Source organism: Halomonas rhizosphaerae (genome assembly GCF_030012485.1).
GTDB lineage: Bacteria > Pseudomonadota > Gammaproteobacteria > Pseudomonadales > Halomonadaceae > Halomonas > Halomonas rhizosphaerae.
In genome coordinates, this window is the sequence record NZ_JASCQQ010000037.1 from 1 (window position 1) to 25,809 (window position 25,809).

23 protein-coding genes are annotated in these 25,809 nt (G+C 64.4%); 6 read left to right on the plus strand and 17 right to left on the minus strand.

Features of this window, described 5'->3' with window-relative positions; all coding sequences use genetic code 11:
• Window positions 1-291: 291 nt before the first annotated feature.
• Together pssA and ilvC are read right to left on the minus strand one after the other, a co-directional pair.
• Complete coding sequence (gene pssA, locus QLQ86_RS16680; protein ID WP_282817717.1) at window positions 292-1,128, minus strand: CDP-diacylglycerol--serine O-phosphatidyltransferase; 837 nt, start codon at window positions 1,126-1,128, stop codon at window positions 292-294.
• Between the two features lie 309 nt (window positions 1,129-1,437).
• Window positions 1,438-2,454 (minus strand): ketol-acid reductoisomerase, encoded by a 1,017-nt coding sequence (ilvC, locus tag QLQ86_RS16685; RefSeq protein WP_282817718.1) that lies wholly within the window; start codon window positions 2,452-2,454, stop codon window positions 1,438-1,440.
• A gap of 177 nt (window positions 2,455-2,631) precedes the next feature.
• Between ilvC and ilvY the strand changes: the two genes are divergently transcribed.
• Window positions 2,632-3,519: an HTH-type transcriptional activator IlvY gene (gene ilvY, locus QLQ86_RS16690; RefSeq protein WP_282817719.1), complete on the plus strand. Its 888-nt coding sequence runs from the start codon at window positions 2,632-2,634 to the stop codon at window positions 3,517-3,519.
• 78 nt (window positions 3,520-3,597) lie between these two features.
• On the opposite strand, the gene ilvN is transcribed toward ilvY, so the two are convergent.
• The 5 genes from ilvN to rluD form a co-directional block, all read right to left on the minus strand.
• Window positions 3,598-4,089, minus strand: coding sequence for an acetolactate synthase small subunit (ilvN, locus tag QLQ86_RS16695; protein ID WP_040183026.1), 492 nt, complete (start codon window positions 4,087-4,089; stop codon window positions 3,598-3,600).
• A complete protein-coding gene (locus QLQ86_RS16700; protein ID WP_282734433.1) occupies window positions 4,089-5,813 on the minus strand; it encodes an acetolactate synthase 3 large subunit in 1,725 nt (574 codons plus the stop codon). The genes ilvN and QLQ86_RS16700 overlap by 1 nt, the downstream gene beginning before the upstream one ends.
• Window positions 5,814-6,396: 583 nt before the next feature.
• Window positions 6,397-8,979 (minus strand): ATP-dependent chaperone ClpB, encoded by a 2,583-nt coding sequence (clpB, locus tag QLQ86_RS16705; RefSeq protein ID WP_282817720.1) that lies wholly within the window; start codon window positions 8,977-8,979, stop codon window positions 6,397-6,399.
• Between the two features lie 273 nt (window positions 8,980-9,252).
• The gene (pgeF, locus tag QLQ86_RS16710) at window positions 9,253-10,008 is read right to left on the minus strand and encodes a peptidoglycan editing factor PgeF (protein WP_282817721.1); all 756 of its coding nucleotides are present in this window, start codon (window positions 10,006-10,008) and stop codon (window positions 9,253-9,255) included.
• Window positions 10,009-10,018: 10 nt separating this feature from the next.
• Window positions 10,019-10,978 (minus strand): 23S rRNA pseudouridine(1911/1915/1917) synthase RluD, encoded by a 960-nt coding sequence (gene rluD, locus QLQ86_RS16715; protein WP_282734436.1) that lies wholly within the window; start codon window positions 10,976-10,978, stop codon window positions 10,019-10,021.
• A 125-nt stretch (window positions 10,979-11,103) separates the two neighbouring features.
• Here rluD and QLQ86_RS16720 point away from each other — a divergent pair, with 125 nt between their 5' ends.
• Together QLQ86_RS16720 and brnA are read left to right on the plus strand one after the other, a co-directional pair.
• Window positions 11,104-11,919 (plus strand): outer membrane protein assembly factor BamD, encoded by an 816-nt coding sequence (locus tag QLQ86_RS16720; RefSeq protein ID WP_282817722.1) that lies wholly within the window; start codon window positions 11,104-11,106, stop codon window positions 11,917-11,919.
• Window positions 11,920-12,236: 317 nt separating this feature from the next.
• Complete coding sequence (gene brnA / locus QLQ86_RS16725) at window positions 12,237-12,473, plus strand: type II toxin-antitoxin system BrnA family antitoxin (protein ID WP_282734438.1); 237 nt, start codon at window positions 12,237-12,239, stop codon at window positions 12,471-12,473.
• An 88-nt stretch (window positions 12,474-12,561) separates the two neighbouring features.
• Here the strand turns inward: brnA and QLQ86_RS16730 are convergent, their stop codons facing one another.
• Window positions 12,562-14,193 (minus strand): NAD+ synthase, encoded by a 1,632-nt coding sequence (locus QLQ86_RS16730; RefSeq protein ID WP_282817723.1) that lies wholly within the window; start codon window positions 14,191-14,193, stop codon window positions 12,562-12,564.
• A 101-nt stretch (window positions 14,194-14,294) separates the two neighbouring features.
• Here QLQ86_RS16730 and QLQ86_RS16735 point away from each other — a divergent pair, with 101 nt between their 5' ends.
• On the plus strand, window positions 14,295-14,582 hold the full coding sequence (locus QLQ86_RS16735) for a PP0621 family protein (protein WP_282817724.1): 288 nt from the start codon (window positions 14,295-14,297) through the stop codon (window positions 14,580-14,582).
• 188 nt (window positions 14,583-14,770) lie between these two features.
• Complete coding sequence (locus tag QLQ86_RS16740) at window positions 14,771-15,313, plus strand: GspH/FimT family pseudopilin (protein WP_282817725.1); 543 nt, start codon at window positions 14,771-14,773, stop codon at window positions 15,311-15,313.
• Window positions 15,314-15,371: 58 nt separating this feature from the next.
• Here QLQ86_RS16740 and QLQ86_RS16745 read toward each other — a convergent pair whose 3' ends face one another.
• The 5 genes from QLQ86_RS16745 to QLQ86_RS16760 are packed head-to-tail and all read right to left on the minus strand — an operon-like array spanning window position 15,372 to window position 18,992.
• Complete coding sequence (locus QLQ86_RS16745; RefSeq protein WP_282817726.1) at window positions 15,372-16,985, minus strand: pilus assembly PilX family protein; 1,614 nt, start codon at window positions 16,983-16,985, stop codon at window positions 15,372-15,374.
• Between the two features lie 42 nt (window positions 16,986-17,027).
• The gene (locus QLQ86_RS16750; protein WP_282817727.1) at window positions 17,028-17,693 is read right to left on the minus strand and encodes a PilW family protein; all 666 of its coding nucleotides are present in this window, start codon (window positions 17,691-17,693) and stop codon (window positions 17,028-17,030) included.
• A 2-nt stretch (window positions 17,694-17,695) separates the two neighbouring features.
• Complete coding sequence (gene pilV, locus QLQ86_RS16755) at window positions 17,696-18,127, minus strand: type IV pilus modification protein PilV (RefSeq protein ID WP_282817728.1); 432 nt, start codon at window positions 18,125-18,127, stop codon at window positions 17,696-17,698.
• Window positions 18,128-18,129: 2 nt separating this feature from the next.
• The gene (locus tag QLQ86_RS20165; protein WP_407650110.1) at window positions 18,130-18,567 is read right to left on the minus strand and encodes a GspH/FimT family pseudopilin; all 438 of its coding nucleotides are present in this window, start codon (window positions 18,565-18,567) and stop codon (window positions 18,130-18,132) included.
• A 2-nt stretch (window positions 18,568-18,569) separates the two neighbouring features.
• Window positions 18,570-18,992: a type IV pilin protein gene (locus tag QLQ86_RS16760; RefSeq protein WP_282817729.1), complete on the minus strand. Its 423-nt coding sequence runs from the start codon at window positions 18,990-18,992 to the stop codon at window positions 18,570-18,572.
• A gap of 320 nt (window positions 18,993-19,312) precedes the next feature.
• Here QLQ86_RS16760 and QLQ86_RS16765 point away from each other — a divergent pair, with 320 nt between their 5' ends.
• A complete protein-coding gene (locus QLQ86_RS16765; RefSeq protein WP_282817730.1) occupies window positions 19,313-20,554 on the plus strand; it encodes an OmpP1/FadL family transporter in 1,242 nt (413 codons plus the stop codon).
• Between the two features lie 156 nt (window positions 20,555-20,710).
• On the opposite strand, the gene ispH is transcribed toward QLQ86_RS16765, so the two are convergent.
• From ispH to ileS, 4 genes are all read right to left on the minus strand, one after another.
• Window positions 20,711-21,664, minus strand: a complete 954-nt coding sequence (ispH, locus tag QLQ86_RS16770) for a 4-hydroxy-3-methylbut-2-enyl diphosphate reductase (protein WP_407650114.1) — start codon at window positions 21,662-21,664, stop codon at window positions 20,711-20,713.
• A 197-nt stretch (window positions 21,665-21,861) separates the two neighbouring features.
• Entirely contained in the window at window positions 21,862-22,323 is a 462-nt protein-coding gene (gene fkpB / locus QLQ86_RS16775) for an FKBP-type peptidyl-prolyl cis-trans isomerase (protein ID WP_282817732.1), read from the minus strand.
• Between the two features lie 75 nt (window positions 22,324-22,398).
• Complete coding sequence (gene lspA / locus QLQ86_RS16780; RefSeq protein WP_407650111.1) at window positions 22,399-22,950, minus strand: signal peptidase II; 552 nt, start codon at window positions 22,948-22,950, stop codon at window positions 22,399-22,401.
• Between the two features lie 22 nt (window positions 22,951-22,972).
• Window positions 22,973-25,807 carry an isoleucine--tRNA ligase gene (ileS, locus tag QLQ86_RS16785; protein WP_282817733.1) on the minus strand — a complete coding sequence of 945 codons (2,835 nt, stop codon included), beginning with the start codon at window positions 25,805-25,807 and terminating at the stop codon, window positions 22,973-22,975.
• Between the last annotated feature and the right edge of the window lie 2 nt (window positions 25,808-25,809).

Sequence of the window (25,809 nt, forward strand, 5' to 3'; positions counted from 1 at the left end):
GGCCTTCGTCACGAGTGGCGCATATTCTACCGAAGCCGGCGTCTCCGTCAAGCGGGAATTTCGCGAAACAACCCGAAAAACCCAAACAGAAACAAGCACTTCTGCCACTCATCACCGCCTGCAACGTGTGCCCGTCGCCGGCAGCGGATGCGTACTTTACGGATTATCCCGAGGCCGCGCAAGGCCCTCGGGAAGAAAAATGTCACAACGACCGGCTGTTGATGACATCCCCGCGGGCAGAGACGACAACGCCCGCGCGAAGCGGGCGTATCGGGGCATGACTGGCCAGGCTCAGCGGGTGGTCGGCGTGTGCTTCAGCTTGCGCATCACCGCCATCGCCGGTCCAGAGATCACGTAGGCACCGAACAGCAGCAGCAGCATCACCGAGGGCTCGATGGAGATGACCACGAAGCCCAGCACGATGGCCAGAAGGAAGACGAAGGGCACCGGTCCCTTGAGATCCACGTCCTTGAAGCTGTAATAGCGGATATTGCTGACCATCAGTATCCCCGCGGTCCCCACCACGAAGAGCATCAGCAGCTTGAAGCCGAAGGCATCGGCATCGAAGCTGTGGAAGGTCCAGACACTGGCCGCGACCAGGGCCGCCGCCGAGGGGCTGGGCAGGCCGATGAACCACTTCTTGTCGACGCTGCCGATCTGCACGTTGAAGCGGGCCAGTCGCAGCGCGGCGCAGGCCACATAGAGGAAGGCCACCACCCAGCCGGTCTTGCCGATGTCCTGGAGGATCCAGGTAAAGGCCACCAGCGCCGGCGCCACCCCGAAGGAGAGCATGTCGGAGAGGCTGTCGTACTCGGCGCCGAAAGCGCTCTGGGTGTTGGTCATGCGTGCCACGCGACCATCCAGGCCATCCAGCACCATGGCGATGAAGATTGCCACCGCCGCCGCGGTGAAATCGCCGTTGATGCCCGCCACCACGGCGAAGAAGCCGGCAAACAGAGCGGACGTGGTGAAGAGGTTGGGCAGCAGGTAGATGCCTTTGCGCCGCACCTTCTTGCCGTCTTCCACCGACTCCTCGATCACTTCCGTCTCGCGCACGAAGGTGCTCGCCAGGTCCTCGTCGCCTTTCTGGTCCGGCTGTTGCTCGCTGTGGTGCGCATCCCGACTCATCTGTCTCTTCCATCGGCTTGGGTGTCGCCCCATTCTACACACAGAGCGGCCGACGACTCACGGCAATCCCCAACCCTGAGGGCTATCGCAGATGCAAGGAACGCTCGAGGCTGTTCCGGCGACAGGCCTTCGGGGAGGCGCTGTGAACCCCTCCCTGGGCGCTACCGATGCCATCCCTGGCATAGGACCTCCCCTACGACCTGTCCCGGCGCCTCTCGCTTCGGGTAATTGCGATTGCTCTACCTATCCCGGACGCAGCGAGGGCGCGGAAACCCGCGCCCTCGCATCAGCCGGAACGGATCGCGGGGATCAGTTCTTCGACTTGTCGACCAGCTGGTTGGCGGCGATCCACGGCATCATGCCGCGCAGCTTCTCGCCGACCTGCTCGATCGGGTGCTCGGCGTTCAGGCGGCGACGCGCGGTCATCGAGGGGTAGTTGCTGTTGCCCTCGTTGATGAACATCTTGGCGTACTCGCCGGTCTGGATGCGCTTGAGCGCATTGCGCATGGCGGCGCGCGACTGCTCGTTGATCACCTCGGTGCCGGTCACGTACTCGCCATACTCCGCGTTGTTGGAGATGGAGTAGTTCATGTTGGCGATGCCGCCCTCGTACATCAGGTCGACGATCAGCTTGAGCTCGTGCAGGCACTCGAAGTAGGCCATCTCCGGGGCATAGCCCGCCTCGGTCAGGGTCTCGAAGCCGGCCTTGACCAGTTCCACGGCACCGCCGCAGAGCACGGCCTGCTCGCCGAACAGGTCGGTCTCTGTCTCGTCCTTGAAGGTGGTCTCGATGATGCCGCTGCGACCGCCGCCGATGGCCGCCGCGTAGGAGAGCGACAGCTCCTTGGCGTTGCCGGTGGCGTCCTGGTGGATGGCGATCAGGTCCGGGATACCGCCGCCGCGCACGAACTCGGAGCGCACGGTGTGGCCCGGGGCCTTGGGCGCGATCATCACCACGTCCAGGTCCTTGCGCGGCTCGATCTGGTTGTAGTGGATGTTGAAGCCGTGGGCGAAGGCCAGGGTGGCGCCCTGGGCCAGGTTCGGCGCGACCTGGTTCTCGTAGATCGCCTTCTGGTTCTCGTCCGGCGCCAGGATCATCACCACGTCGGCGTTGCGGCTGGCTTCCTCGACGGAGGCGACCTTGAGGCCGGCGGCCTCGGCCTTGGCCGCAGAGGAGGAGCCTTCACGCAGGGCGACGGTGACGTCGACACCGGACTCCTTGAGGTTGTTGGCGTGGGCATGGCCCTGTGAGCCGTAGCCCACGATGGCCACCTTCTTGCCCTGGATGAGGGCGAGGTCGCAATCCTTGTCGTAGTAGACGCGCATAGTTGGGTGCTCCTGAAGCGGAAGAATGGAAACGAGGTCAGCGTTGATGGCCACCCGCGCCGTCTGTCGCGGCGCTGGGATGCGTTGCAGCCGATGACGTCACCTTACGCCAGCCCTCGCGTTGCGTAAAACGCGATATTTGCAATGTCATGTCCCGGAATATGCAATACTGGCGGCATGGACATGCGCCCCCTCAAGCACTTCCTCGCCCTGGCCGAGACCCTGCACTTCGGCCGCGCCAGCGAGGCCTGCCACGTCAGCCCCTCGACGCTCTCACGCACCATCCGCCAGCTCGAGGAGAGCCTGGGCGTGCGGCTCTTCGAGCGTGACAACCGCCATGTGGTGCTGACCCGCCAGGGCCGCAGCTTCCAGGCCTATGCCCGGGACACCCTGGAGGAGTGGGAACGGCTGCGCCAGTCGCTGATGAGCGAGGCGCGCACCCTCACCGGCGAGATCAGCATCTACTGCTCGGTGACCGCCAGCTACAGTTTCCTCTACGAGCTGCTCAGCGAGTTCCGCACCCGCTACCCCGGTATCGAGCTCAAGCTGCACACCGGGGACCCGGCCCAGTCCCTGCCCCGGGTGCTGGCCGGCAACGAGGACATGGCGATCACCCCGCGGCCGCGCCAGGCCCCGGATGCCCTGGCCTTCAAGTCGCTGACTCGCTCGCCGCTGGTGTTCATCGCACCCCACGAGGCCCATGACTGGATCCCCACCACACCGGAATCGCCCTCCGCCAAGCAGTGGCGAGAGGTGCCGATGATCCTCTCCGAGGCCGGCCTGTCGCGACAGTACAGCGACACCTGGTTCCGGGCGCTGGGCGTGGCACCGCGGATCTATGCCCAGGTGGCCGGCCACGAGGCCATCGTCAGCATGGTGGGACTGGGCTTTGGCGTCGGGGTGGTGCCGCGGATCGTGCTCGACACCAGCCCCCTGGCGGAGCGGGTCAGGGTCCTGCCGGTCAAGCCGGAACTGCCCCACTACGACGTCGGGCTCTGCGTGCTCGAGCGCCGCCTGAGGAGCCCGTTGATCGCCGCCCTCTGGGACGAGGTGGTGGAGCACTGAACCACCGCCCGAGACAGACGAAGGCCGCCCCGAGGGGCGGCCTTTGCGATGCGGCAGATGGCACTCTTGCCGGGACACTTACAGGGAAAGAACCTTGTCGCCGCGGGCAATCCCCGACACCCCGGTGCGCGCCACCTCGAGGATGCCCACCGGCGCCATGGCCTGCAGGAAGGCATCCAGCTTGCCAGCGTCACCGGTGATCTGCACCGTGTAGAGGCTCGGCGTCACGTCGACGATCTGCGCGCGGAAGATGTCCACGGTGCGCTTGACCTCGTCGCGGGCCGCGCCCAGCGCCTTGACCTTGACCAGCATCAGCTCGCGCTCGATGTGGTTGCCCTCGGTCAGGTCCACCAGCTTGACCACGTCGATCAGCTTGTTGAGGTGCTTGGTGATCTGCTCGATCACCCGGTCGTCCCCCACGGTGGTCACGGTCAGCCGCGACAGGCTCGGGTCCTCGGTGGGCGCCACGTTCAGCGTTTCGATGTTGAAGTTGCGCTGGGAGAACAGCCCCACCACGCGTGACAGGGCGCCCGGTTCGTTTTCCATCAGAATCGAGATGATATGGCGCATCAGGTCCGCTCCGTCTTGGAAAGCAGCATGTCACGCATGGAGCCCAGGGGCACCTGCATCGGATAGACGTGCTCGTGCGGGTCGACGAGAACGTCGAGGAACACCAGCTCGTGCGTGTCGGCAAAGGCGCGTTCCAGTGCCGGCTCGAGATCCGCCAGTGTCTCCACCCGCAGCGCGGTGAAGCCATATGCTTCGATCAACTGCTGGAAATCGGGCAGCGACTCCATGTAGGAGTGCGCATGGCGGGACTTGTAGTTGAGGTCCTGCCACTGGCGCACCATGCCCAGCGAGGCGTTGTTGAGGTTGACGATCTTCACCCCCCCACCGAACTGCTTACAGGTCGAGAGCTCCTGCATCATCATCTGGAAGCTGCCCTCGCCGGTGACGCAGATCACCTGCTCCTCCGGGAAATTGTGCTTGATGCCCATGGCCGCCGGGAAGCCGAAGCCCATGGTGCCGAGCCCCCCGGAGGTGATGAAGCGGTTGGGCTTGTCGAACTTGTAGTACTGGGCCGCGAACATCTGGTGCTGGCCCACGTCGGTGGTCACGTAGGCCTCGCCGCGGGTCACCCGGCACAGCGCCTCGATCACCTCCTGGGGCTTGATCGGCTCGCCGGGCTTCGAGGGCTCGTAGAGCTTGTCGCGGCGTTCCTCGCGCCAGCCGTCGATCTGCTTCCACCAGTCGCCCAGGGCCTCGGGATTGGCGATCTCCTTGCCCTGCACCATGCTGATCATCTCGTTGATCACGCTGCCGGCCGGGCCGACGATGGGCACGTCCGCGCGCACCGTCTTGGAGACGGAGCTCGGGTCGATGTCCACATGGATGATCTTGGCCGTGGGGCAGAACTTCGAGGTGTTGTTGGTGACGCGGTCGTCGAAGCGCGCGCCGATGGCGATGATCAGGTCGGCATGGTGCATGGCCATGTTCGACTCGTAGGAGCCGTGCATGCCCAGCCAGCCCAGGCACTGGCGGTCGCTCTGCGGGTAGGAGCCGATGCCCATCAGGGTGGTGGTGATGGGATAGCCCAGCCGCTGGACCAGGTCGGTCAGCCCCTCGCTGGCGTGGCCGGTGACCACACCGCCGCCGGTGTAGAAGACCGGGCGCCGGGCCTTGAGCATCAGCTCCACGGCCTTCTTGATCTGGCCGGTGTGGCCGCGGGTGACCGGGTTGTACGAGCGCATCTTCACCTTCTTCGGGTAGACGTACTCGTAGCGCTCGGTGGGCGCGGTCATGTCCTTGGGAATGTCCACCACCACCGGGCCGGGCCGACCGGTCGCGGCCAGGTAGTAGGCCTTCTTGAGGACCTCGGGAATCTCGGTCGGGTGCCGGATCGAGAAGCTGTGCTTCACGATCGGCCGCGTCACGCCGATGATGTCGGTCTCCTGGAAGGCGTCGTCGCCGATCAGGTGGCTCATCACCTGGCCGCACAGCACCACCATGGGGATCGAGTCCATGTAGGCGGTGGCGATGCCGGTGACGGCGTTGGTCGCCCCGGGACCGGAGGTCACCAGCACCGTGCCCGGCTTGCCGGAGGCCCGGGCGTAGCCGTCGGCGGCATGAGTGGCCGCCTGCTCGTGGCGGACCAGGATGTGCTTGACCTTGTCCTGGCGGAACAGCGCGTCGTAGATGTGCAGCGCCGCCCCCCCGGGATACCCATAGATGTATTCGACGCCCTCATCCTGGAGGAAGCGGGCAATCATGTCTGCGCCGGAAAGCAGTTCCACAGATGTATCTCCCCTGGAGGTCTCGAGTGCGATCCGCGCCCACCGTGTGGGCACGAAGTCGAGTGCGGCGGTATGCCGCTGCCGGCCGTGCCGGCACCTGATGCCAAACCCTGGCAAAAAGCCCTGTTGGGGCCTGCACTCTTTCGGGAACGCTGATGCATTGCGACGAGAATCAGCCGTTCCCTTCACGGCGGTTCACCGCGTCGGGGGCGTTGGCCGACCCGGGCGGTTGGCCCGGATTCGGAAGTCCTTCGGCGGGTAGAGGCGCTCGGCCCACCCTTCGCGCGGGAATGGGGGGTTGCCCGCTGGAGTCCGCGCCCGTATCAGGAAGGCTCAAGATTCCATTAGCACTGTGGAAGTGTCAACCGCGGAAACAGCGTGGGTAGCCCAGGATGGGCCATCCGGCAAGGTGGTCGTGTCACCCGGGCCACCACAAAAGAGCCCGTCCACTCGCGGGGAGGGACGGGCAAGGGGGTTACAGGACGCAACCTGATGTCAGTTTAGACCGTCGCCGCCCGGTCGCCCGGGCGGCAAGGTAACGCTTTGTGGCGCAATGTGACGCCGCTTTACGGCGTGCGCGGCCTCAGCTCTGGAACACCAGCTGGTCGCCTTCCGCCTCCACGTGGATGACCTCGCCCGGCGAGAACTTCCCGGCCAGCAGGTCCTGGGCCAGCGGGTTCTCGATGCGGCTCTGGATCGCCCGCTTGAGCGGCCGGGCACCGAACACCGGGTCGAAGCCCGCCTCGGCCAGCAGGACCAGTGCGGCCTCGCTGACCTCGAGGCGCAGGTCGTGCTCCGCGAGCCGCGCGCGCAGGCGGTCGAGCTGGATCTCGGCGATGGCCTGGATCTGCGCCTGGCCGAGGGCGTGGAAGACCACCACCTCGTCGATGCGGTTGATCAGCTCCGGACGGAAGTGGTCGCCGACCACCGCCATCACCATCTCCTTCATCTCGGCGTAGTCGCTGTCGTCGCCGCCCATGCGCTGGATGATGTCCGAGCCCATGTTGGAGGTCATCACGATCACCGTGTTGCGGAAGTCCACGGTGCGGCCCTGGCCGTCGGTCAGGCGGCCGTCCTCCAGCACCTGCAGCAGGATGTTGAAGACGTCGGCATGGGCCTTCTCCACCTCGTCGAGCAGCAGCACCGAGTAGGGCTTGCGGCGCACCGCCTCGGTCAGGTAGCCGCCCTCCTCGTAGCCGACATAGCCGGGAGGCGCGCCGATCAGCCGCGCCACGGAGTGCTTCTCCATGAACTCCGACATGTCGATGCGCACCATCGCCTCCTCGGTGTCGAAGAGGAAGTTGGCCAGCGACTTGCAGAGCTCCGTCTTGCCCACCCCGGTCGGGCCGAGGAACAGGAAGGAGCCGTTGGGCCGGTTGGGGTCGGCGAGGCCGGCCCGCGAGCGGCGCACGGCGTTGGCCACGGCGGTCACCGCCTCGTCCTGGCCGATGACCCGCTCGTGCAGCGCCTCCTCCATGCGCAGCAGCTTGTCGCGCTCGCCCTCGAGCATCTTGGCCACGGGGATGCCGGTCCAGCGCGAGACCACCTCGGCGATCTCCTCCTCGGTGACGTTGGAGCGCAGCAGCTGGTGCTTGGAGGTATCGGCCTCGGCCTCGCTGGCCTCGGCGATCTTCTTCTCCAGGTCGGGAATCACCCCGTACTGGATCTCCGACATCCGCGCCAGGTCGCCCTGGCGACGTGCCTGCTCCAGGTCGATGCGGGCCTTGTCGAGGGCGTCCTTGAACTGGGCCGCACCCTGGATGCTGGCCTTCTCGGCCTTCCAGATCTCGTCGAGATCGGCGTACTCGCGCTCGAGCTCGCCGATCTGCTCCTCGAGGCTCTCGAGACGCTTCTTCGAGGCCTCGTCGGTCTCCTTCTTGAGGTGCTCGCGCTCCATCTTCAGCTGGATTAGCCGGCGGTCGAGGCGGTCCATCTCCTCGGGCTTGGAGTCGAGCTCCATGCGGATGCGCGAGGAGGCCTCGTCGATCAGGTCGATCGCCTTGTCGGGCAGCTGGCGGTCGGTGATGTAGCGGGTCGAGAGCTTGGCCGCGGCGATGATCGCGCCGTCGGTGATGTCGACGCCGTGGTGCACCTCGTAGCGCTCCTTGAGGCCGCGCAGGATCGCCACGGTGTCCTCCTCGGAGGGCTCGTCCACCAGCACCTTCTGGAAGCGGCGCTCCAGGGCGGCGTCCTTCTCGATGTACTTGCGATACTCGTCCAGGGTGGTGGCGCCCACGCAGTGCAGCTCGCCGCGGGCCAGGGCAGGCTTCAACATGTTGCCGGCATCCATTGAGCCCTCGGCCTTGCCGGCGCCGACCATGGTGTGCAGCTCGTCGATGAACAGGATCACCCGTCCCTCCTCCTGGGACAGCTCCTTGAGTACCGACTTGAGGCGTTCCTCGAACTCGCCGCGGAACTTGGCCCCGGCCAGCAGCGCGCCCATATCCAGCGAGAGCACGCGCTTGTCCTTGAGCCCTTCCGGCACCTCGCCGTCGACGATGCGCTGGGCCAGGCCCTCGACGATGGCGGTCTTGCCCACGCCGGGCTCGCCGATCAGCACCGGGTTGTTCTTGGTGCGCCGCTGCAGCACCTGGATGGTGCGGCGGATCTCGTCGTCGCGACCGATCACCGGGTCGATCTTGCCGCTGGTCGCCCGCTCGTTGAGGTCCAGGGTGTACTTCTCCAGCGCCTCGCGCTGGTCCTCGGCGTTGGGGTCGTCGACCTTCTCGCCGCCGCGCACGCTGTCGACGGCGCTCTCCAGCGCCTTTCGGGTCACCCCGGCCTGGGTCAGCAGCTTGGTCACCGCGTGGCCCATCTCCAGCGCGGCCAGCAGCACCAGCTCGCTGGCGATGTACTGGTCGCCGCGCTTCTGGGCCTCGCGGTCGGTGAGGTTGAACAACTTGATCAGGTCGCGGGAGGGCTGTACCTCGCCATCGAAGTTGGCGACCTTGGGCAGGTCGTCCAAGTGGCCCACCAGGCCGTCGCGCAGCCGGGCGGCATCGCCGCCGGCCTTCTGCACCAGCGCCTTCACGCCGGTATCGGTGGCCTCCAGCAACGCCAGCAGCAGGTGGCCGGGCTCCAGCTGGTTGTGGCCACGGCCCACGGCCAGCGACTGGGCATCCGCCACGGCGTTCTGCAGCTTGGCGGTGAACTTGTCGAATCGCATTCGCTTTCCTCCATCGGGGTGACGGCGCGGTCGGACGCACCGTTTGGCCCTGTCTATGTGTCTTGACGGTATCAATGGAGTCAGCCTGGGCGGCTTTCAAGTCGACGGCCAGGGAAAGGGCGCGACGAGTTGACGCTGGTCAAGCGGTCAAGCGAGCGGCTAAGCGGCCAAGCAGCCAAGCAGCCAAGCAGCCAAGCAGCCAAGCCAGGATGGCTCGAAAGCGCAGAGAGCAAGCCGAGGGGGTTCTTGGCGCTTGCAGCTCGGCGCTCGGCGCTATCTCAACCAGATCACGCTGGCCATGCGGCCGGTGAGGCCGTCGTCGCGGCGGTAGGAGTAGAAGCGGGGCTCGCAGGCGGTGCAGAAGTGGCCACCGCTGATATGCGAGACGCCCAGGCGCTCGAGGCGCAGGCGGGCCAGCTTGTAGAGGTCGCCCATGTAGTGGCCGAGCCGGTAGGGGCTGGGGTCGAAGGCGGCCTCGGCCTCCGGGTGCACGCCGACGAAGGCCTGCTGCACCTCGGGGCCGACCTCGAACTGGGCGTTGGAGATCGCCGGGCCCAGCCAGGCCATCAGCTCCTCAGGCGGCAGGCCCATCGCCCCCACGGTCGCCTCGATCACGCCGCCGGCCAGCCCGCGCCAGCCGGCATGGGCCACCGCCACCCGCTCGCCGCGACGGTCGCAGAGAAACACCGGCAGGCAGTCGGCGGTGAGCACCACGCAGGCATAGTCACTACTCATCGCCACGGCGGCGTCCGCCTGGGGCCGGGCATCGGAGTAGGCCTGCTGTACCCGGGCACCGTGCACCTGGTCGAGCCACAGCAGCGGGCGGCCGTCGCCGACCTCCTTCTCCAGCTGCCGGCGGCACAGCGCCACATGGTCCGGGTTGTCGCCCAGGTTCTCGGCGGGATTGAAGGCGGCGAAGGGGCCCTGGCTGGGGCCGGTCTCCCGGGTGGTGACGAAGGCGCCCACGCTCTCCGGCGCCGGCCAGTCGGGCAGGATCGGGGTCGGGCGCAGGTCGAAGGTATCGCTCATCACGGGGTCCTTAACGCATGGTCTCGCGGTCTTCGCGCAGGTAGTCGAGCAGCATCAGCAGGTCATCCGGCAGCGGCGCACGGAAGGCCATCCGCTCGCCGCTGACCGGATGCACGAAGGCCAGCTTGCGGGCATGCAGCGCCTGGCGGGGGAACTCGCGCAGGATCTCCTTGAGCGTCTCGCCGGCGCCGGCCGGCAGCTTGAGGCGCCCACCGTAGACCGGGTCGCCGATCAGCGGATAGCGCGCATGGGCCATGTGCACGCGGATCTGGTGGGTGCGGCCGGTCTCGAGCTTGCAGCGCGCATGGGTATGGGCGCGGAAGCGCTCCACCACCCGGTAGTGGGTCACCGCCGGCTTGCCCGAGGCATTCACCGCCTGGCGCTTGCGGTCGCGCGGGTGGCGGCCGATGGGGGCGTCCACGGTGCCGCCGGCGGTCATCACCCCGACCACCACGGCATCGTACTCCCGCGAGACGGTGCGCGCCTGGAGCTGCTCGACCAGGGCGGTCTGCGCGGCCAGGGTCCTGGCCACCACCATCAGCCCGCTGGTGTCCTTGTCCAGGCGGTGCACGATGCCCGCCCGGGGGATGGTGGCCAGTTGCGGGTCGTGGTGCAGCAGGGCATTGAGCAGGGTGCCGTCGGGGTTGCCGGCGGCGGGATGCACCACCAGGCCCGGTGGCTTGTCGATCACCAGCACCTCGTCGTCCTCGTACACCACCGTCAGGGGGATGTCCTCGGGCTCGAAGCGGGTGTCGTCCTCGATCTCGGCGGCCAGGACCAGGGCCTCGCCGCCATAGACCTTGTCCTTGGGCTTGGCGGGTTGGCCATCCAGGGTCAGGGCCCCGCTCTTGATCCAGGCCTTGAGCCGCTCCCGGGAAAAGTCGGCGAAGAGTTCGGCGGCGGCCTGGTCGAGGCGCAGGCCCGCCATGCGTTCGGGAACGCGATGCTGTGCGTCGAGGGTCTGGGACATGGGTCGGGACAGAGCTCTTTGCGCACCGGGAGCGATGACTGCGTTTCGCCGCAAGGTGCTTTATAGTGGGCGGATATCGGCCGATTCTATCACGGCCGTCCGGGTTGTTAGACACGAGGATCACGATGCGCGTTATCACCTCCCCCGCCCGCCTGGCGTCCCTGCTGATGGCCGGCGTCCTGCTGGCCGGCTGCGCCAGCACCGATTCCCAGGAAGACGAGCTCGATGGCGTCGCCGAGCGCCAGCTCTACGAGGAGGGTCGCGAGGCCCTGGAGGATGGCAGTTACACCACCGCCATCAACCGGCTCGAGGCCATCGATACCCGCTTCCCCTTCGGCGAGCATGCCGAGCAGGCGCAGCTGGAGCTGATCTACGCCTACTACGAGACCGACGACTGGGAAGGCGCCCGCGCCGCCGCCAGCCGCTTCATTCGTCTGCACCCGGACCACCCCCAGGTGGACTACGCCTACTACATGCGTGGCCTGGCCGCCTGGCAGGCGGGGCGCTTCAGCCTGGAGCGGCTGCGGCTGATCGATATCGCCAAGCGCGACCCGGGCGCCACCCGCGATGCCTACGCCGACTTCCGGGAGCTGATCCAGCGTTTTCCGGACAGCCAGTACGCCCCGGACGCCCGGCAGCGCATCGTCTACCTGCGCAACGTGCTGGCCCGCCACGAGCTGCACGTGGCCGACTTCTACCTGCGCAAGGGGGCCTACCTGGCCGCCGTGGAGCGCGGCCGCTGGGTGATCGAGAACTACCCGCAGTCCGAGGCCACCCATGATGCCCTGGCGGTGATGGTGGAGGGCTACCTGGGCCTCGAGATGCGCGACCGCGCCCGCGAGACCCTCCAGGTGCTGATCGAGAATGCGCCGGACCACGAGCGCCTGCGCGGCCGCTCCTTCCGCCCGGAGCACGTCAAGGCCGACGCCCTCTCGGCCTGACGCCGCCGAGCGCCGAGCGCCGAGCGCCGAGCGCCGAGCGCCGAGCAGGATGATGCCGGTTTCGGATCCGGCATCATCAAAGGTTCTTCGCAGATCAGCGTGAATGCACTGACAGTTCCCTGTGGGAGTGCTGCTTGCAGCGCGATCCGCCGCATAGCGGCGGCCTTAGCGGCGTACCAATCGCTTTGCAAGCAAAGCTCCCACGACAACCTGTCCGGTGGCTCCGCACCCTGTGGGAACGGAATTCATTGGGCGATTGGCGCCGCCAGGCACATAGGGAGTCGCCGATGCATCGCGCAGCAGTGAGGTAGCCCTCTATGAAAGCCCATGATCTCGATAACCGTTTCGATGAAGGTGACGACATCATCGATGAGCTCGACCTGTCGCAAGCCAGTCGTCCGCTCAGGAAGCAGAAGCGCGTCAATGTCGACTTCCCGACATGGATGATCGACTCGCTGGACCGGGAAGCCGCTCGTCTCGGCGTCACCCGCCAGTCCATCATCAAGATCTGGCTGGCCGAGCGCCTGGAGCAGCACGGCTCGCATTCGCACTGACCCTGCCCTCTTGACGGAAGAACGCCACCGCCCGAAAGGGGGTGGCGTTTCTCGTTTCTATTGGCCCGGCGCTTGCGGCTTGACGCCGTCAGTCCCCCGGCTGCCAGCCGTTGACGATCGGGTAGCGGCGGTCGCGGCCGAAGCCGCGGCGGGTGACGCGCACGCCCACCGGTGCCTGGCGCCGCTTGTACTCGCAGCGGTCCACCAGCTTGGCCACCTTGTAGACATCCTCGCGCTCGAAGCCCGCCTCGATGATCGCCTCGGCGCTCATGTCGCCCTCGATATAGCGCACCAGGATGGCATCGAGCACGTCGTAGTCCGGCAGGCTGTCGCTGTCCTGCTGGTCCGGGGCGAGCTCGGCGGTAGGCGGCCGCTCGATGACCCGCTCGGGAATCGCCGCCGACTGGGTGTTGCGCCAGCGCGCCAGGCGGTAGACCCAGGTCTTGTAGACGTCCTTGATGGCGTTGTAGCCGCCCACCATGTCGCCGTAGAGGGTGGCGTAGCCCACCGCCATCTCGCTCTTGTTGCCGGTGGTCAGCACCATCAGGCCCTTCTTGTTGGAGATGGCCATCAGCAGCACGCCGCGGCAGCGCGACTGCAGGTTCTCCTCGGTGGTGTCCCGCTCGGTACCGGCGAAGCTCTCGGCCAGGGTCGTCATGAAGGCCTCGACCATCGGCTCGATAGGCAGCACCTCGTAGCCTACGCCCAGCATCTCGGCCTGCTCGGCGGCATCCTGCCGGGAGATATCCGCCGTGTAGTGGTAGGGCATCATCACCGCGTGGACGCGCTGCGGGCCCAGGGCGTCCACGGCGATGGCCAGCGACAGCGCCGAGTCGATGCCGCCGGAGAGCCCCAGCACCACGCCCTCGAAGCCGCTCTTGTTGACGTAGTCGCGCAGGCCGGTGACCAGCGCGCAGTAGAGGTTCTCCTCCGGCTCGACCTCGGGCTCGGTCTCGCCCGGCTGAGGCACCCAGTGGTGCTGGTCGCGCACGAACTGCACCGGCATCAGGCCCACCGCCCAGTGGGGCGCCTGCACCATCAGCTCGCCCTTGGCATCGACGCAGGCCGAGCCACCATCGAAGACCAGCTCGTCCTGGCCGCCGATCTGATTGACGTAGACGATGGGCAGCGCCACCTCGCGAGCACGCGCCTCGAGCAGCGCCAGGCGCTCGGCAGGCTTGTCCAGGTGGAAGGGCGAGGCATTCAGGGTGACGAGGATCTGGGCGCCGGCATCGCGGGCCTGGCGGACCGGCTTCTCGCTCCAGATGTCCTCGCAGATCAGGATGCCGATCCTGGCGCCCTTGTGCTCCACCACCAGCGGCTGGTTGCCGATGGCGAAGTAGCGTTGCTCGTCGAACACCTCGTAGTTGGGCAGCGCCTGCTTGGCGTACTCGTCGAGCCACTCGCCGTTGTAGAGCACCCCGGCCAGGTTCCAGTTCTGCCCCTCCCGGCGCCCCGGATAGCCGACGATGACCATTACGTCGCGGGCCATCTTCTCGGCCATGTGGGCCCGGGCATGACGCAGGCGGGTCTCCATGGAGGGGCGCAGCAGCAGGTCCTCCGGCGGATAGCCGGTCAGGAAGAGCTCGGGCAGCACCACGATATCGGCACCATGCTCGATGCGTGCCTCGCGCACGGTCTCGATGGCGAGGTCGGCGTTGCCGGGAATGTCGCCGACCAGCGGGTCGAGCTGAGCCATCACCAGGGTCAGGTCTTGCATGGGCTTGGAAATCTCTCGAGAATCGATGGATATCCGCCATTGTCCCGCAAGGGCGGCCGAGTGGCAAAGCCGGCCACCCCCACCTGGGAGTTCCACAAGGAATGAACCTGTTGCTGATTCGCCTGATCATCTTCGCCGTGCTGTTCTTCGCCGGCCTGAAGCTCTACCGCATGTACCGCGAGTGGAAACTGGACCGCGAGGGCCCGCAGCAGGACGGAGACCAGGGCAACCGCATGGTGCGCTGTAGCTGGTGCCAGGTGCACCTGCCCGAGGAGGACGCCCTGCGCGAGCGCGGCGACTGGTTCTGCTCCGGCGACCACCGCGACAAGTACCTGGCAGAACGAAAAGAAGAGCAGAAGGAAGAGAACAAGCAGGAAAGGGACGACTGAAGCACGGCCAAGGCGGGAGGTGTCTTCGCCCGCTTGACCCTCCCTTGCCCCCTCGACCGAGGAAGACCTCGCCGACCTCCCGCATGGATGGCGCACAGCCGCTGTAGGCGATCGCCTACGGCACGGCATTACCTCCCGGCTAGCCTGAAGACAGGACCCTTCGAACAGGCCACCGCCGGGAGGGCACCATGCGCCCTGCTGCCAGATACCCGCTTTCTTCTCGCCAGCACGGCCTGACGCTGATCGAGCTGATCGTCGCCATCGCCGTGCTCGCCATCATGGTCACCTGGGCTATCCCGAGCCTCCAACGCTTCTCAGCACGCAACGAGGTCGCCGCCGAGGTGCTGCGCATCAAGACGGCGCTGGCATTGGCGAGGAACACGGCGGTGACGAGGCGGACGACAATCTCGGTGTGTCCGCTTTCAACGCCTGGCAGCACGGAGTGCGACATCTCAGACTGGTCTCTACCCATCGCAGTAGTGCTGGGACATGCGACAGGAGGCAATCTATCGGGGGAGGGGGACAAGATCCTTAAGGTACTCGAGGGTAGCCAGCGACCAAACGTCACCTTTAACCGTGCCTACCCCATCCGATACAGCGGTATAGGCTGGTCAAGGGGGCACAACGGTACCTTCGAGATTTGCGGGCGGGACGGCAAGGGAGTGAAGGTAATCCTCAACAACCTGGGGCGCGTCAGAACCGGCAGCAGTGACGACAAACCCGAGTGTTGAGCGACCACACTTGAATGGTGAATAGCATGGCCTCTCATCACTTCCCTTAAGCAAATCCTTAATCATTCGGCAAAGTCACCCCATCCAGTATAGTGGGCCTGGAGAATGACTGCCGATAGTCAGTTGCATAATACCCTAGAGGCTCTTCACCATTACCATACGCGAGGAGACTTGAAGCTTTTTCGCATGGGTCACCAGCACATGCACCGGTAGCGTCGAGAAGATTGACAGCATCAAGGAGCTTCTCTAAATCATAGTTATAACTTGATGACCCACCACCGCCTATCGCCACGACTTTTTTATCAAACTGACATGAGTTTGACAAATAGCAATCAATAGAATTCCCGAACAATCCATCAAACTGAGGAGAATTATCACCAAGCAAGGGGGACGAAACAATTGAGCCATTAAATTCGCCGCCGCCACCACCGGTCACTTGGTAATCGCCTAGCACGATAATCAGACCATCAAAGCTTGGGACCCCCGCAAATTCAACATTTCCATCAATAATCAGAACCCCTCCTTTGGTCTCGCCATCATCACCGGGGTCAACGCCAAAATTACCTGAGTGCGAATATGTAACCCTTGAAACTTTTGTATAAGTAGATCCATCATACTCATAGTTTTCAGACTCGCTGTACTCGACACCAAAATCATCTATCCTCTGAAGTCTATCACCGTCATTCACCTCAGAACCATCGAGAATCACAGACCCAGAATAATCAACCCAGAAATAACCTTCATCATCATCAACTCCGTCACCATCACTATCAAAGCTTCGCAAATCAGTAGGAGTCACGAAGGTGACTTCACCTTCTTCCAAGCTGCCCGGAAGATCATTATAAACATTACCTTCACCAAGCGAATTTCTAAGGCTGTCTATATATTCCGCCATGAGCGAAGGAGACTTAAAAATCTCCATATCAATACTCGACTGCACTCCACCCTGATAATTGCAAAACCTATTATTATTAACGCCAGCATCACAAACCAATATATCTTGACCATCCACCGGGTCAGAATAATCCTCGTGATCCACAGATGTATTGCTATTACCCTGAATGATGGATTCAATCAATGCCTCAGACGCCTCAGGACAACCGACCTGCATGGCTGCTTTGATATTCCCAAAAACCTCTTCTTCACCAACAATCTCCATATTTGAACTGGGAGGGTCAAACGAAAACTTTGCCAGACACTCCTCGGCCGTTTCATCTTCTGCTGAAGCGGCAACTAAAGGCGCACCAGGCCCCAAAGCCAGCACGGCAAGGAACTCAATATAACGATACACGGGAGGGTCTTGCGTCACTTCACCTATCGCAGCCACCTGATAACGACCGAACTTGTCCTCCCCTCCGGACACTAAAGGGGTGAAAAAGTAATAGGCCGAAAGATGAGAATAATCACCGCTATCTGAGGCATCCAGAGTGACGGCATGAAGTGTATCCGCGGCGCGGACGGGAGCCACCTTATCCCGGAACTCACCTGCCCAAGCTTCGGCCGCGGCATACTCCGCCGCCATACCTGCACTTTTGGCTGCACGATAGTTGCCGGACATAGACTCTTCAAGGCGAGTCGACTGATAGCTGGAAAGACCCAGCACCAATGCCACAATCAAGAAGACAAGCGTCACGACGAGGGCGACACCATCTTGGCGTGCTTTACCGTTCATTTTCCACCTCCGTCCCACCACCTGAAATCGGCAGCAATTCATCTAGTTAATCTTGGCCATCGCCTTTATTCGGTTGACGACAAAGAAGCTAAAAGTCTTTTCTACGGACTCATCTCCAATTGCCGGAAAAGACACCTGCACGTTGAAGGTAGAAGGCTCGGTGTCGCCAGCGTCTGAAAATGTCAGATCGGAAAGGCCACTGATAATGGTCTCGCTTGTTGCGCTGTCGAGATTTGCAACATCATGGTCATCGACTGCCGCACCTTCATCCGACTCACAGACGGTAGCCACACTTAACTCCCCTTGCGAAAAGGTATATCGCAACCACCGCAACTCATCACCATTAACACAGTAGGGGATTCCCTCACGTCCAAACCCCACATCATCAATTACTTCGAAATATTCCAATATCAACACCTTTCCATCATCCTCGACACGAACAGACTCTTCGCTGGGATCCACGGAAACTTCATTCTGCGAAACTCGATTGAAAGCCGAACGAATATCTTCAGACAAGACGTCTGCCATATAGCGAATGGTTTCCTGCCTCTTAGCCAAGCTCTCCATTTCTCGAAAGGACTGGACACCCATAAGCAGAAGCTGGCCAGCTCCAAGCACGATGATCAAACCAATAACCAAGGCAATCATCAACTCAACAAGAGAAAATCCGCCAGCTTCTTTTCGGCCTATAAGAATGGGCTCAAACATGATTAACTCCCACTCCCCGGCACCCGGACAAGGTATTTGAGGTTAGAGACATTCTCCACGCTTCCTTCGTCGATTAGGAAGCGGTCATCACTCCACTGTATATCAATAGCGAATCGGCAACCATCCTGTGCCAAGGGAGCCGAAAGGGTACCGGGAAAGTGTGGGTCCCATTGGGAAGCCCAGTCGTCGATGCTGGCGCTGGAACAAATTCCGTCATTCGCCGCCACAGAGGCCCACAATCTTTCAACAGCATCCTGAGCAGCAAGAGTTGCGATTGACCTTTGATAGGCAACCTGGGCGCTCTGCATAGCCTTGAGTTGCATACCAGCCACTCCCAAGAGCCCGATGGACAGCACCAACACTGCAAGCAAGGCCTCCAACAATGTAAACCCTCCTTCATAAGTTAGCTTCAGGGGTTTTAGGCTGGTCATCATTATTACTCAATCCTTCCCGTTGCTGTAATAGTGATTGATCCGGAACGGCTATTCGAAGTGACCATAACAGAGCATGTTGTACCATCCCACTCTCCAGTACAGCCAGTCCTTCTGCCGAGGGCGTTAAAACTGACACTTCCACTCGCTACAGAGACCTGCCCATCACGGCCGCTAGTTTCTCTCAATAGGATGTTATCTTCATCCCTCACTTCCACTTTCCAGACCCCTCCACTACTTGAAACGTTTACAGCAATATCCGAGCGTCTCTTTACAGCTTCACTCCTGCCAAAGTGCAGGTGGGCCATCAGTTCATTATAATCCCCGGCAAATCGATTGCTACCTAGAAGCGACTGAAAATTAGGCATCCCTATTGTTGCCATTATGGCAATAAGTGCGACTGTAACCAGTAGCTCTATCAAGGTAATTCCAGATTGACGCATAGCTACCAGCACCCTGGCGGATTTTTCACACCTTGATGGTTAATTGTAATGTTATCACTACAACCATCATCTTCCGTTGTACTTGCAGTAACTGTAAAACCAGCACCACTTTCTTCAACGGACGGAGTTATCGTATAGATTTCGTCTGGTGAAGGTTTCGGGTATGTACTCATGGCCGAGCACCCTGAATATGCCGAGTTTGCCGTGTAACATCTTTCCAGCTCCTGGGCAGCCTGCATCAGCCCCGCATGGGCATCCGTCCTTCTGGCCCCCTCCAGATAGCTCAGGTAATTGGGAATCGCGATCGCCGCCAGAATCCCGATCACGGCTACCGCAATCAGCAACTCGATCAGCGTAAACCCGGCGCTTCGCCGGGTGCTGCCTGAGGGGCCCTGGGGCCTGAATCGTGTGCTCTTGGGGGTCACGCGGTGCGTCTCCCTGCGGGTCAAGGCATTTGTTTCAGTATGTATCAAGATGTGGCATTTCGATAGTGTACAGGATCAAAAATGCCATGCTGCCCGGGTGAGGGGCTGCTGACACGCCGGTCTGGGCGGACCCTGAGGGCCGGGAGGAACCGGCGATCGATACTGGCCCCGCAGCCCCTTTGCCCTGCACAGGCTTGGGCATGGCAGCACAGTGGGTGGCTTCAGGGCATATCAGTATAGAAACTGATTACTTTTCATTATAACCACCATGCTGTAGAAGGAGGCCCAAAACTCCCCTCCCCTGACCCACAGGCAGCACGATGCGACTCAAGCACTCCCTGCTGGTGCTGGCGGCCCTCGCCCCGGCCCAGGCACTGGCGACCAACGGTTACTTCTCCCACGGCTACGGCACTATCAACCAGGGCATGGCCGGCGCCGGCACAGCCCTGGCCCAGGACAGCATCGTCGCGGCCACCAACCCGGCGGGCATGGCCTTCATCGACGACCGTGCGGATGTCGGCGCCGAGCTCTTCTCGCCGCTCCGGGAGTACAGCGTCGAGGGTGGCGGCCCCCAGAGCCCGCAGACCTTCTACCTGAGGCCCGGCACCCGGGAGAGCGAGAACGAGGCCTTCCTGATCCCCCATCTCGGCTACAACCGCCAGGTCACCGAGACCCAGACGCTCGGGCTCTCGGTGTTCGCCAACGGCGGCATGAACACCGAGTTCAGCGGGCAGGACATGGGCACCTTCGGTGCGGGCAAGGCCGGGGTGAACCTGGAGCAGGGCTTCATCGCCCCCACCTGGACCTGGCGCTTCGCCGAGGAGCAGGCCATCGGCATCTCGCCGGTGATCGCCTACCAGCGCTTCTCCGCCGAGGGGCTGGGCAGCTTCGCGGCGATGTCCTCCGACCCGAGCGCCCTCTCCGACAACGGCACCGACGATGCCTGGGGCTACGGCTTCCAGTTCGGCTGGCAGGGCCAGCTCACCGACGAGCTGCGCGGCGGGCTGAGCTGGCGCAAGGTACTGAAGATGAACGAGTTCGACGACTACCGCGGGCTCTTCGCCGAGCAGGGCGACTTCGACATCCCGCAGATGTTCCACGCCGGCCTGGCCTGGTCGGGCATCGAGGACCACTGGCTGCTGCTGGACGTGCAGCACATCCGCTACAGCGAGATCAACAGCGTGGGCAACCCCTTCGATCCCGCCACGCGCCTGGGGGATGACGACGGCTCCGGCTTCGGCTGGGACGACATGACGGTGGTGAAGCTCGGCTGGCAGTGGCAGCAGGACGCGCGCCAGACCTGGCGGGCCGGGGTGAGCTACGGCGAGCAGCCGATCCCGGAGAGCGAGGTGCTGTTCAACATCCTGGCCCCCGGCGTGCAGGAGTGGCACATTACCGGAGGCTTCACCCGCGAGCTTCCGAGCGGCTTGAGCCTCTCCGGCATGGCCTTCTACTCGCCGGAGGAGACGGTGCGGGGCGAGAACCCCATGGGGCCGGGCCAGGAGATCGAGCTGAGCATGTCCCAACTGGGGGCCGCCCTCAGCCTTGGCTGGCAGTTCTGATCCGCCATCGCTGCGCGATGGATCGCGCTGCAAGCCGGAACGCCGGACCGTGAGCTCCTACGAACCCCCTTCCCTGCAAACCCCTAACCTATATAAAGAACGCCGCCGTCAGGTCCCTGACGGCGGCGTCTTCGTGTCGGCGGGGCGAGGAGCGCGTTACTCGCTGGCGATGACCCGCTCGCGCAGTTCGCGGGGCATGGAGAAGGTGATGGTCTCCTCGCGGCCGGCGAGCTCCTCGGGGGCCGTGGCCCCCAGGGCCTGCAGCCGCTCGATCACGCCCTTGACCAGCACCTCGGGGGCGCTGGCGCCGGCGGTGACGCCGATCACGCCGACCCCGTCGAGCCACGCCGGGTCGACCTGCTCGGCGCTGTCGACCAGGTAGGCCGGCGTGCCGACCCGCTCGGAGAGCTCGCGCAGGCGGTTGGAGTTGGAGCTGTTGGGGCTGCCCACCACCAGCACCAGGTCGGCGCCGTCCGCCAGCTCGCGCACGGCGTCCTGGCGGTTCTGGGTGGCGTAGCAGATGTCGTCCTTGCGCGGTCCCTGGATCTCGGGGAACTTCTCGCGCAGGGCGTCGATCACCCGGGCGGTGTCATCCATGGAGAGGGTGGTCTGGGTGACGAAGGCGAGCTTGCTCGGGTCCTTCACCTCGAGCCTGGCCACGTCCGCCTCGTCCTCGACCAGGTAGATCTGCCCGCCATGGGAGGTGTCGTAGCGCCCCATGGTGCCTTCCACCTCGGGATGCCCCTCGTGGCCGATCAGGATGCACTCCTGGCCGCGGCGGGCGTAGCGCAGCACCTCCAGGTGCACCTTGGTGACCAGCGGGCAGGTGGCGTCGAACACCTTGAGGCCCCGGCGCTCGGCCTCCTCCTGCACGGCGCGGGAGACCCCGTGGGCCGAGAAGATCACGATGACGTCGTCGGGCACCTCATGGAGCTCCTCGACGAAGACCGCTCCCCGCTCGCGCAGGCTGTCGACCACGAAGCGATTGTGGACCACCTCGTGGCGAACATAGATCGGCGGGCCGAAGGCGTCGAGGGCGCCATTGACGATCTCGATGGCGCGGTCGACGCCAGCGCAGAAGCCGCGGGGATTGGCCAGCTTGATTTGCATGGTGTTGGGTTGCATGGGGCCTTGCCTTGATGCTTGAGCATCTACCAATTAACAGCGGGAAAGCGCTGAGTTCCGTCGTGAGCGAAGAGAGGCTGGTCGCCGCCGGAGCACAGTCACCGGAGTGTAGCCTGCTACATGAGGATGACGAGCACCGCCGGCGGCCAGGATATCGAGCGCAGCAGGAAGTCAGTGTTTTCCTAGTGGGTGGTGGCGGGCTTCACGTCCAATACTTCCACTTCGAAGGTCAGGGTACGCCCTGCCAGCGGGTGGTTGAAGTCCACTTCCACCTGCTCGCCCTCGATCTTCCTGATCACCCCGGGCAGCTCGCCGCCGGCGGCATCGGCGAAAGACATCACCATGCCCACCTCCGGCTCGTCGCTCTCGAAGTCGTCGCGCTTGAGCATCTGGATGTTCTGGGGATTGTGCTGGCCGAAGGCGTGCTCGGGGGTGATCTCGAAGCTGCCGGTATCGCCGACCGCCAGCCCCTTGAGGGGGTGCTCGAAACCGGGCGGCAGGTTGCCGTCACCCACCTGGAAGGTGGCGGGGGCCTTGTCACGGGTGGAATCCACCACGGTGCCGTCTTCCAGGCTGAGGGTGAAGTGCAGGGTCACTTCCATGTCCTCGTCGATGCGAAGGCCCTGGGGTTCCTGGTTGCTCATGGCGTGTCTCTCGAAGCGTGCGTGAAAGTCGCGAAGGGTGTGGCGGCTTGGACGGCCGGGCGGCGAGCGGGTTCCTCAGCCACGCCGCCGGGCGCGTCGCCGCTCGGCGAACAGCGACTCCCAGATCAGGCCGATGGCCCCCAGGGTGATGCCGATGTCCGCCACGTTGAAGGCCGGGTAGTACCAGCCGGCCACGTGGAAGGAGAGGAAGTCCACCACGTAGCCGTGCACCAGCCGGTCGTAGAGGTTGCCCAGCGCCCCGCCGATGATCAGCGCCAGCGATACGGCCAGCAGCGTCTCGTCGCGCCTGAGGCGGCGCATCCAGACCGTCAGGCCGATGCTCGCCCCCACCGCGATGATGGCGAAGAACCAGCGCTGCCAGCCGGGATGGCCGGCCAGGAAGCTGAAGGCCGCGCCGGTGTTGTGCAGCAGCGTCAGGTCGAAGAACGGCAGCACTTCCACCGGCCGGGCGTACGCCAGCCAGGCACTGGCGGCGTACTTGGTGGCCAGGTCCAGCACGATCACCGCCAGCGCCAGCCAAAGCCAGCGCAGGGGGCGGTGCATGGGCATGGCCTCGGGCCGGCCGCTCTGGCTGTCGCTCATGCTTGCCTCGCTTCCCTCGGACATCGACATCTCCTCCTGCAGGCCGTCAGGCAAACTGCCGCGTCTCGCCGGGGCCGTCCGGCAGGTTGCTGATGCAGCGCCCGCAGAGGTCCGGATGCGCCGGATGGGTGCCCACGTCGTCGCGGTGGTGCCAGCAGCGCTCGCACTTGTTGTTGGGGCTCTCGACCACGGCCACCTTGAGCCCCTCGAGCTCGGTGGCCTCGGCATCGCGGGCCTCGGCCAGCGGTGCCAGGCGGACCTCGCTGGTGAGCATCACGAAGCGCAGCTCGTCGCCCAGCTTGGCGAGCGTGGCCTGCAGGGCGTCGTCCACGTAGAGGGTGACCTCGGCGGCGAGGCTGCCCTTGATGGTCTTGGCGTTGCGGGCGTCCTCCAGGCACTTGTTGACCGCCTGCTTGACCTCGAGCACCTGCTCCCAGAAGTCGCGACCCATGGCGGCGTCATCGGCGAGGGTCTCGAGGCCCGTGTAGTACTCGGCCAGCAGCACGCTGTCGCCGCGCTTGCCCGGGATGTTCTCGAAGATCTCCTCGGCGGTGAACGACAGAATCGGCGCCACCCAGCGCACCAGCGCCTCCACCACGTGGTAGAGCGCGGTCTGGGCGCTGCGGCGCGCCACGGAGTCGGCCTGGGTGGTGTACTGGCGATCCTTGATCACGTCCAGGTAGAAGCCGCCCAGCTCCCGGGCACAGAAGCCGTGCACCTGCTGGTACACGTCGAGGAAGCGGAACTCCTCGTAGGCGATCTCGATGCGCGCCTGCAACTGGGCGGCGCGGTCCACCACCCACTGGTCCAGGGCCAGCATCTCGCCGAAGGGCAGCGCATCGCGGTCCGGCGCGAAGCCGTTGAGGTTGGCGAGCAGGAAGCGCGAGGTGTTGCGGATGCGCCGGTAGACGTCGGCGGTGCGCTTGAGGATCTCGTCGGAGACCGCCATCTCGCCGGAGTAGTCGGTGGAGGCCGCCCACAGGCGCAGGATGTCGGCGCCGAGCTTGTCCATCACCTCCTGGGGCGCCACCACGTTGCCCACCGACTTGGACATCTTGCGGCCCTGGGCGTCCACGGTGAAGCCATGGGTCAGCAGCCCGCGGTACGGCGGGTGGCCGTCGATGGCGCAGCCGGTCAGCAGCGAGGAGTGGAACCAGCCGCGGTGCTGGTCGGAGCCTTCCAGGTAGAGGTCGGCAATCGGCCCCTGCTCGTGGCCGTGGGGGTGCGAGCCGCGCAGCACGTGGCGATGGGTGGTGCCGGAGTCGAACCAGACGTCCAGGGTGTCGGTGACCTTGTCGTAGTCGGCGGCCTCCTCGCCCAGCAGCTCCGCCGGGTCGAGGCGGAACCAGGCGTCGATGCCCTCCTGCTCCACGCGCTGGGCGGCCTCTTCCATCAGGGCCACGGTGCGCGGGTGCAACTCGCCGGTGGCCTTGTGCAGGAAGAAGGGGATCGGCACGCCCCAGTTGCGCTGGCGGGAGATGCACCAGTCAGGGCGGTTGGCGATCATGCTGTGCAGGCGCGCCTTGCCCCAGGCCGGGGTGAAGGTGGTGGCCTCGATGCCCTCCAGGGCCCGCTCGCGCAGGGTCCTGCCGTCCTTGCCCTGCACATCCATGCCCACGAACCACTGGGCGGTGGCGCGGTAGATCACCGGGCTCTTGTGGCGCCAGCAGTGCATGTAGCTGTGGGTGATCACCTTGTGGGCCAGCAGCGCCCCCACCTCCTCGAGCTTGGCGACGATCTGCGGGTTGGCCTTCCAGATCATCTGGCCGCCGAAGAACGGCAGGCTGTCGGCGTAGACGCCATTACCCTGCACCGGACTCTCGATCTCGTCGAAGGTCATGCCGTGGGCGCGGCAGGTGACGAAGTCGTCGACGCCGTAGGCCGGGGCGGAGTGGACGATGCCGGTGCTGCCCACCTCGGACTCGACGTAGTCGGCCAGGTAGATCGGCGAGAGGCGATCATAGAAGGGGTGGCGGAAGCGGATGCCGTCGAAGGCCTCGCCCTTGGCGGTGGCGATCACCTCGCCCGTGAGACCGAAGCGCTCGAGGCAGCTCTCCACCAGCTCCTCGGCCAGCACCAGCAGCCGCTCGCCGGTGTCCACCAGGGCGTAGGTGAACGCCGGGTGCATATTGAGCGCCTGGTTGGCGGGGATGGTCCAGGGGGTGGTGGTCCAGATGACGATCGCCGCCGGCTTGGGCAGCTCTGCGAGGCCGAAGGCGGCGGCCAGGCCGTCGGCATCCTCCACCGGGAAGGCCACGTCGATGGCGTCGGACTTCTTGTCCTGGTACTCCACCTCGGCCTCGGCCAGCGCCGAGCCGCAGTCGAAGCACCAGTTCACGGGCTTGAGCCCCTTGAACACATAACCGGCCTCGACCATGTCGGCCAGCGCGCGGATCTCGCCGGCCTCGTTGGCGTAGTCCATGGAGCGATAGGGGTTGTCCCAGTCGCCGATCACGCCCAGGCGCACGAAGTCGCTGAGCTGCCCCTGGATCTGCTCGGCGGCGTACTCCCGGCACAGCTCGCGGGCACGCGCCGGCTCGAGGTGCTTGCCGTGGGTGGTCTCCACCTTGTGCTCGATGGGCAGGCCATGGCAGTCCCAGCCGGGCACGTAGGGGGCGTCGAAGCCGGCCAGGTTCTTCGACTTGACGATGATGTCCTTGAGGATCTTGTTGACGGCGTGACCGATGTGGATGCTGCCGTTGGCGTAGGGAGGGCCGTCGTGAAGGACGAACAGCTCCCTGCCCCGGCGCTCCTCGCGCAGGCGATGGTAGAGGTCCATCTCCTTCCACTGCGCCACCCGGGCGGGCTCCTTTTTCGGGAGCATGCCGCGCATGGGGAAGTCGGTTTCTGGCAGGTTCAGAGTGTGCTTGTAGTCGCTCATAT